Origin of the sequence: Alteromonas sp. a30, assembly GCF_026788005.1 — a bacterium.
Classification (GTDB): domain Bacteria; phylum Pseudomonadota; class Gammaproteobacteria; order Enterobacterales; family Alteromonadaceae; genus Paraneptunicella.
The window spans coordinates 1-880 of sequence record NZ_JABEPE010000085.1 but is presented as its reverse complement, the minus strand read 5'-3'; the positions used below and the strand labels follow the sequence as shown (position 1 = coordinate 880).

The following is an 880-nucleotide window of genomic DNA, read 5'->3' as shown; positions in this document are numbered from 1 at the left end:
CACATGCTCCACCGCTTGTGCGGGTTCCCGTCAATTCCTTTAAGTTTCACTCTTGCGAGCATACTACTCAGGCGGATCATTTAACGCGTTAGCTGCGTTAGTGAAATTATTCCACCAACTAATGATCATCGTTTACGGCGTGGACTACCAGGGTATCTAATCCTGTTTGCTCCCCACGCTTTCGTCCCTTAGTGTCAATATATAACCAGTTAGCTGCCTTCGCCTATTGGTGTTCTTCCTAATATCTACGCATTCCACCGCTTCACTAGGAATTCCGCTAACCTCTTTATAATTCTATTTTGCCAGTATCCAAAGCGGACTGAAGTTGAGCTTCAGCATTTAACTCCAGACTTAGCAAAAAACCTACGGACGCTTTACGCCCAATAATTCCGGATAACGCTTGCGACCTATGTATTACCGCGGCTGCTGGCACATAGTTTGCCGTCGCTTTCTAATAAGGTACCGTCAAGATAAAATCATTTCCTATTCTATTTTTTCTTCCCTTATAACAGCAGTTTACATTCCGAAGAACTTTTCATCCTGCACGCTGTGTCGCTCCATCAAGCTTTCGCTCATTGTGGAAAATTCCTTACTGCTGCCTCCCGTAGGAGTCTGGGCCGTATCTCAGTCCCAGTGTGGCCGTACAGCCTCTCGGCCCGGCTAAACATCATCGTCTTGGTAGGCCATTACCCTACCAACTAACTAATGTTCCGCACCCCCATTTTTAAGTGAAGCTGTGAAGCTCCTTTCTATTACTCATCATGCGATAAATAACTATATCCGGTATTAGCTATTGTTTCCAATAGTTATCCCAGTCTTAAAGGTAGGTTAGGTACGTGTTACTCACCCATTCGCTACTGAATGTATTGCTACATCCCGT

General features: G+C 45.0%; 1 rRNA gene. It reads right to left on the bottom strand.

Features of this window, described 5'->3' with window-relative positions:
* Positions 1-880 (bottom strand): 16S ribosomal RNA (locus HJG39_RS19295); the annotation flags it as partial.